This window comes from Pseudoalteromonas sp. A41-2 (assembly GCF_015767615.1).
In the GTDB taxonomy this organism is placed as follows: Bacteria; Pseudomonadota; Gammaproteobacteria; order Enterobacterales; family Alteromonadaceae; genus Pseudoalteromonas; species Pseudoalteromonas lipolytica.
On record NZ_CP065231.1, the window covers coordinates 328,725 to 335,000 of the forward strand.

Genomic DNA, 6,276 nt, shown 5'->3' on the forward strand with positions numbered 1-6,276 from the left:
CGAGAAAACAATGTTCAAAAAATTAAAATTAAGTCTACTCATTCTATGTTTACCTTTTGCAGCACTGGCAGCTGACTTTGAAGCAGGTAATCAATACGAAGTACTAAACACTAAAAAGAGTGCTACACCACAAGTAACTGAGTTTTTCTCATTTTACTGTCCACACTGTTTTAAGTTTGAACCAGTGGCGAAAGCACTGGCCTCAACGCTGCCTGAAGGCACTGAGTTTGTTAAGAATCACGTTAACTTTTTAGGTGGTGTATCGAAACAAACACAAAGTAACCTAAGTTATGCTTACCTAATTGCAAAGCAACATGGTAAAGGTGAGCAAGTGGCCGACCAAATTTTTCATAGCATTCATATTCAACGTGCACCGCTGCAAAATATTAAAGACGTGAAAGCATTATTGGCGACAAATGGTATTAGCGGCGATGTGTTTGACTCTGAAATTGCTAGCATGCCTGTGATCAGTGCAGAAAAAGCGATGCAAGACAAACAGAATAAATACTCAGAGATGGGGGCGGTAACGGGTGTGCCGACTTTTATCGTGAATGATAAATATAAAATTAATATAAATACCATCAAGAGCCAAGAGCAGCTTGATGCGTTAGTAAAGTTTTTATTAGAACAATAATTTTTGGAGTGATTGAATAATGATCAAATTAGTTAAAGCTGCATTTGTGGCCGTGACGCTAGGTTTCGTTGCCACAGCGAGTGCGGCGCAATACGAAGAAGGTAAGCATTATGAAACAATTGATGCGCGAGCTTCTAAAAAGCCTGAAGTGACCGAGTTTTTTTCATTCTACTGTCCTCACTGTAATACCTTCGAGCCAATTGTTGCTGAGCTTAAGCCAATGCTTAAAGACGGCGTTAAATTTAAAAAGAATCACGTTAATTTTGTTGGTCCTCGTGATCCTGAGATCCAAACAGTGCTTGCGCAAGGTTATGCAACAGCAACAGTACTCCCAAATAGCGATGCGTTAGTTGGTGCAATTTTTGACCACATTCATGGTAAACGTGCGCGTATTAATGAGCTTGCAGATATGAAAGATATTTTCGTATCGCAAGGTGTAACTGCTGAAGATTTTGAAAAGTACTACAACAGTTTTTCAGTACGTACGATAGCAGCGAAAATGAAACGCGACCAAGAGTACTATCAACAAAAAGGAGCCTTAAAAGGCGTACCAACCTTTATTGTGAATGGTAAGTATCGTTTAATCTTAGGTGCAGACTCAGGTATTACCGATGCAAAAAGCATGGCTGAGCTAATTAATTACTTAGCAGCTAAGTAAGAGACTCGAAAATATTATTTAAAAGCTCCGCTCGCGGAGCTTTTTTGTTTGGTGAAGAAATGAAAAAACTTTTAGTGTCGAGTTGTTTACTAGGAAAGCCGGTACGCTATGACGGTCAATCACAAAACTTATTACATCCTGGATTAGAGTCACTGAAGCAGCAAGGGCGTATTGTGTCTTTTTGTCCTGAGGTTGCGGGTGGTCTACCTACACCAAGAGCGCCTGCTGAAATTAGCCAGGGTAGAGTATTAACACAGGATGCGCATGACGTCACCGCAGAGTTTAAAGCGGGTGCACAGCAAGCATTACGTGTATGCAAAGAACAAAGGATTCGGTTCGCACTACTCAAAGAGTCTAGTCCGTCATGTGGACGTAATTATATTTATGATGGAAGTCACACAGGGCAAAAGATTCGAGGAATGGGTTTAACTGCAAAGTTACTTAGTGACAATAATATACAGGTGTTCAGTGAACAACAATTGCCAGCGCTATTGGCTGCGCTGGCAAAAGTTTAAGTTATTTACGCTGTAAAAAGACGCCAGACTCAATATGATGTGTATAGGGGAATTGATCAAAAATCGCAAAACGTTTCACTTCGTGTGTTTTGCAAAGGTGATCAAGATCTCGTTCTAATGTCTCGGGATTACAAGAGATATAGATAATGTTGTCGTAGTTCGCCACCAAATCACAGGTAAGAGTATCCATCCCCGCTCGAGGAGGGTCGACTAAAATTGTTTGGCAGTTATAGCCGTTTAGATCAATACCGTCTAAACGTGAAAAAGTACGTTCGCCTTTCATGGCTTGTGTAAACTCTTCACTCGACATACGAATGATATCTAAATTATCGACTTTGTTTTGAGCAATATTGTACTGTGCAGAATAAACCGATGACTTTGAGATCTCAGTCGCAAGTACTCGGTTAAATGAACCGGCTAGTGCAATTGAAAAGTTACCATTACCACAATACAGCTCTAGCAAATCATTATTAAGGGGCTCACACAACGCTTGTGCCCATTCCAGCATTTTAATGTTCACTTTTGCGTTTGGTTGAGTAAAGCTATTTTCTACTTGCTGATAAATGAGTTCTTTACCATTTACGTTCAATCGTTCAACGACATAGTCGTTCCCAATCACTTCTTTTTGCTTACGTGCACGACCAATAAAGTCGATTTTAAACTGGCTGCTTAATTTTGCTTTAAGCTCTTTAATCGCAATTAGCCATTCATCGTTTAAAGGTTTGTGGTAAAGCAAACTAACAAGAATTTCACCACTTAAGCTAGAGAGGTAATCAATCTGGAATAACTTGCGGCGAAGTACCTCACACCCTTTTAAATTTTCAATCATCACCTGCATCACTTCGCCAACGAGTGGCGCGGCGGGATCAAATTCATCAACGCGAATTTTCTCTTTGCTTTGCTGATCAAACATAATGTGGAATAAATCGTCGCCCTCATGCCACACTCTAAACTCTGCACGTTGACGGTAGTGAATTGGATCAGAGCTGAACACTTCTAATGTGTTTACACCAAAGCGCCTAAACTGTGACGTGATGCGCTGCTCTTTCTCACTCAATTGTGCATCATATTGAGTTGTATCAATTTTTATAACCGCCATGGCTGATTACCTTTTATCTCTTAGCTATTTGTCGGCGCTATTGTAGGGAGCAGAGAGGATTTGTCTAGTTTTGTTATTTATTTTAGTGTCGTTTTTTTATACAAAAAACTTAAGTTATGCGATTTTTGGCCGATAATGAGGTAACCATAAAATGGAGTCGGATCATGAAAATTGGCAACCTAGGCTATATGCCTAATACAAATTTGAATAAATACAATGGTAAACAGTCTGTGCAGCAGCCTACCATTCAAAATCGTCAAGATAGCTATCAACAACGTGGCCGCGAACTGGCTGCAAAAGTACTCGACGATAAACTTGCACAAGCACTTGGTTTACCTAAAGCAGAAGAAAAGAAAGATAAACCCCTGTTTGATTTTGATGAGATCGTTAAAAATGTACTCAATTTTGTTGGTGGTGCGCTGCGTAAAGCAAAAGCAGATGGCGCTGATGATGAAAAGTTAAAAGGCATGTTAGGCGAGGCACGCAAAGGCGTACAAATGGGAATCGATGATGCCTATGATGAACTTAAAGAATCAGGCATCTTAAATGACGATATCGAAGAGGGTATCGAAAAATCGAAAGAAGGTATCTTTAAAGGTATTGATGAGCTTGAAGAAGACTTATTTAATCCTAAACCTAATGCCGTGACGGTTAGCCAAGCACAGTACGTGAGCTTAAGTAATAATGCCGAATATACATTTACCACAGCCGAAGGTGATGAAGTCAGTATTAGCTTTGCAGATGCATATGAGAGCAAGTCCGCTAGTAGCTACAGTAAAAACGGTGACAACGAAGCGTATGTCAGTGAATCGTCACAATCACGTGACTTATCTTTTTCTATGTCAGTGAATGGCGATCTTAATGAGCAAGAGCAGCAGGCCATTAACGAGTTGATGGAAGACTTACAAGGCGTTAGCGAAACATTTTTCTCAGGCTCACTCGATGAAGCCTTTGAACAAGCTAAAGAGCTTAACTTGAGTAATGAGCAGCTAGTCGGTTTTTCGATGGATTTGAAGCAAACCAAAACAGTTGCAGCTATAAAAGGGTACGAAGAATATAAACCAACGCCAGAGAAAGAAGTTGCAGAAAAGGTCGCCCCTTTTAACGATGACTTAAAAGAAGCCTTTAATAAAGCTGGTGATATTGGTTTGCAAAATCAACTTGCCGGAATATTGCAATGGTTAAATCAAGATAAAGAAGAAGTCAGTAAATTGGTTGATTATACCAAAGCGATGTTCGAGCAAATGAATACACTACGTTCAGCCAATGAACAGAACTAGTCTTCGCTTTCTTTTTAGATAGTCACATGGCAAACTGCTTGCCTTTCATGATCCGAGGTAAGTAGTTTGTCAGTCCATATAATGGTGTTTGATTCAGGTATTGGTGGGACAACTGTGCTTGAACAGATCCAAGCTTTGATCCCGAATGCAGATTATAGCTATTTTATGGATAATGCCTTTCTGCCTTATGGTGCGCAAACTTCGCAAACAATCATTCAACGCTTATTAGGGCTATTACACTTTATAGACACGCATGCGTTGCATGTTGATATATTAGTGATTGCCTGCAATACAGCATCGACATCTGCGTTAGACGTTATTCGACACTATACAAGTATTGAAGTTGTGGGGGTTGTGCCTGCTATAAAGCCAGCATGTGCCATAAGTAATACGAAGCACATTGGTTTACTTGCCACGCCCGCGACTACAAAAAGCAAATACACCGAGACGTTAATTTTGACACACAGTCAAGGTACAAAAGTGAGCTTGTACGCTTCGACTAAGCTGGTGGAAATTGCAGAAACACTGTTTCATAGTAAAAAACTACTCAAAGCCGAATTCAACGAAGCAATGGCTGAACTCGCTATTGCAGATGATATTGATGTATTAGTACTCGGATGCACACACTTTCCTTTATTAGCCCATGCAATAAATAACTATTACGACAAACGCGTTAAATTGATTGACTCAGGCCGTGCAATTGCAAATCGTGTCAGTAGTATTATTACAACGCAGCAATTAAATTTAGCAACAGACAAAAAAAAGCCGCTGCACTATTATGCAACGGCTCCGATTAGTCACCAGCAATTAAGCGTAGAGCTTGTTACGCTGATTGATCAGATTCCTCACGGAAACTATTAGACTCGTTCTCTTGTTTTTGTTTTGCTTCACGTACTTTTAAAGTACGTTGTTGGAACTCACTATCATTTAATTGATTAATTGCATTGTCAGCATCTGCCTCAGCCATTTCAACAAAACCAAAACCACGACGTTTACCAGTGTTTTTATCTTTCAATAAACGAACGTTAAAGACTTTACCTTGTTCTTCAAATAAAGCGCGTACAACACCTTCATTCGCTCGGTAAGGAAGGTTGCCAACATAAAGTGTTTTTGTTTTTACTTCAGCCTCCTCACTTGCCGTTGATGAGAGTGCTGCAATAACTAAAGCACCAATTAATAAGCCTGCACCAAATAGCAACGCAGGGTCTAATGCTAAGCTCGAAAATGCAAACTTAACAATAACAAACCCTAATACAGCAAGAATAACAGAGAAAAGAAAAGATTTTTGATCGGGTAATTTCATTTTTGATCTACCAATAAACAGGAAATAAACATTAATTTAACATTGTGAACTTGCTATCTTAACGCGTTAAATGAACATAGCAATGAAATTTGCATTAAATTATGAATATTGGCTTAAAAAACAGCCATAATTGCGACTGTTTTTGTTATTTTCGGTAATTTTAGTTCACTTTGTGAGCGAACGATAAAAAGATCGAAAAAAAGTGTTGATCTGTTTTTGGATCTCCCTATAATGCGACCCCACTGAGACGGGAGACAGCAACGAAAGACGCTGAGCAACGTAGCAGAGAGTTAAGTAAAACTTCGGTTTTAAATCTTCGAAAGAAAGTTTAAAATTAAGTGTTGACTCTAAAAAATAAGGATGTATTATACGCATCCCTAGCGACGAAGTCGCACTGTTCTTTAACAATATAAAGCAATCATCTGTGTGGGCACTCGTACAGATTGAGTTCTAACAGTCGAGCTACTTAGGTAGTAAGACAAACAAATTTAGAGTCTCAATTTAAACTGAGTGACCAACGGAAATAAGTTTACTTATTTCAGCACAGTCAATTCAACATCGAAAGATGTTAAATAAATTCAGAATTCATTGAGCATGTCCGCTCCCTTATGGGAAGGACAGAAAAAACTTTTAATTGAAGAGTTTGATCATGGCTCAGATTGAACGCTGGCGGCAGGCCTAACACATGCAAGTCGAGCGGTAACAGAGAGTAGCTTGCTACTCTGCTGACGAGCGGCGGACGGGTGAGTAATGCTTGGGAATGTACCTTATGGTGGGGGACAACAGT

The 6,276-nt window shown here is 39.6% G+C and carries 7 protein-coding genes and 1 rRNA gene (1 of these 8 cut by a window edge); 6 read left to right on the forward strand and 2 right to left on the reverse strand.

The window, feature by feature from the left end; translation table 11 throughout:
- Positions 1–10 precede the first annotated feature (10 nt).
- From IT970_RS01610 to IT970_RS01620, 3 genes are read left to right on the forward strand one after another with little or no spacing between them, the layout of a single operon-like run.
- The gene (locus tag IT970_RS01610; RefSeq protein WP_196857560.1) at positions 11–634 is read left to right on the forward strand and encodes a thiol:disulfide interchange protein DsbA/DsbL; all 624 of its coding nucleotides are present in this window, start codon (positions 11–13) and stop codon (positions 632–634) included.
- A gap of 19 nt (positions 635–653) precedes the next feature.
- On the forward strand, positions 654–1,292 hold the full coding sequence (locus IT970_RS01615; protein ID WP_036974485.1) for a thiol:disulfide interchange protein DsbA/DsbL: 639 nt from the start codon (positions 654–656) through the stop codon (positions 1,290–1,292).
- A 59-nt stretch (positions 1,293–1,351) separates the two neighbouring features.
- A complete protein-coding gene (locus tag IT970_RS01620; protein WP_075593172.1) occupies positions 1,352–1,807 on the forward strand; it encodes a DUF523 domain-containing protein in 456 nt (151 codons plus the stop codon).
- Between the two features lies 1 nt (position 1,808).
- Here IT970_RS01620 and trmA read toward each other — a convergent pair whose 3' ends face one another.
- Positions 1,809–2,906 carry a tRNA (uridine(54)-C5)-methyltransferase TrmA gene (trmA, locus tag IT970_RS01625; protein ID WP_075593171.1) on the reverse strand — a complete coding sequence of 366 codons (1,098 nt, stop codon included), beginning with the start codon at positions 2,904–2,906 and terminating at the stop codon, positions 1,809–1,811.
- Between the two features lie 164 nt (positions 2,907–3,070).
- Here trmA and IT970_RS01630 point away from each other — a divergent pair, with 164 nt between their 5' ends.
- On the forward strand, positions 3,071–4,186 hold the full coding sequence (locus IT970_RS01630; protein ID WP_036974482.1) for a DUF5610 domain-containing protein: 1,116 nt from the start codon (positions 3,071–3,073) through the stop codon (positions 4,184–4,186).
- Between the two features lie 66 nt (positions 4,187–4,252).
- Positions 4,253–5,047, forward strand: a complete 795-nt coding sequence (gene murI / locus IT970_RS01635) for a glutamate racemase (protein WP_036974479.1) — start codon at positions 4,253–4,255, stop codon at positions 5,045–5,047.
- On the opposite strand, the gene IT970_RS01640 is transcribed toward murI, so the two are convergent.
- Positions 5,010–5,489: an RNA recognition motif domain-containing protein gene (locus tag IT970_RS01640; protein WP_036974477.1), complete on the reverse strand. Its 480-nt coding sequence runs from the start codon at positions 5,487–5,489 to the stop codon at positions 5,010–5,012. The genes murI and IT970_RS01640 overlap by 38 nt on opposite strands.
- A 631-nt stretch (positions 5,490–6,120) precedes the next feature.
- Between IT970_RS01640 and IT970_RS01645 the strand changes: the two genes are divergently transcribed.
- A 16S ribosomal RNA gene (locus tag IT970_RS01645) occupies positions 6,121–6,276 on the forward strand; it runs 1,384 nt beyond the window's last position.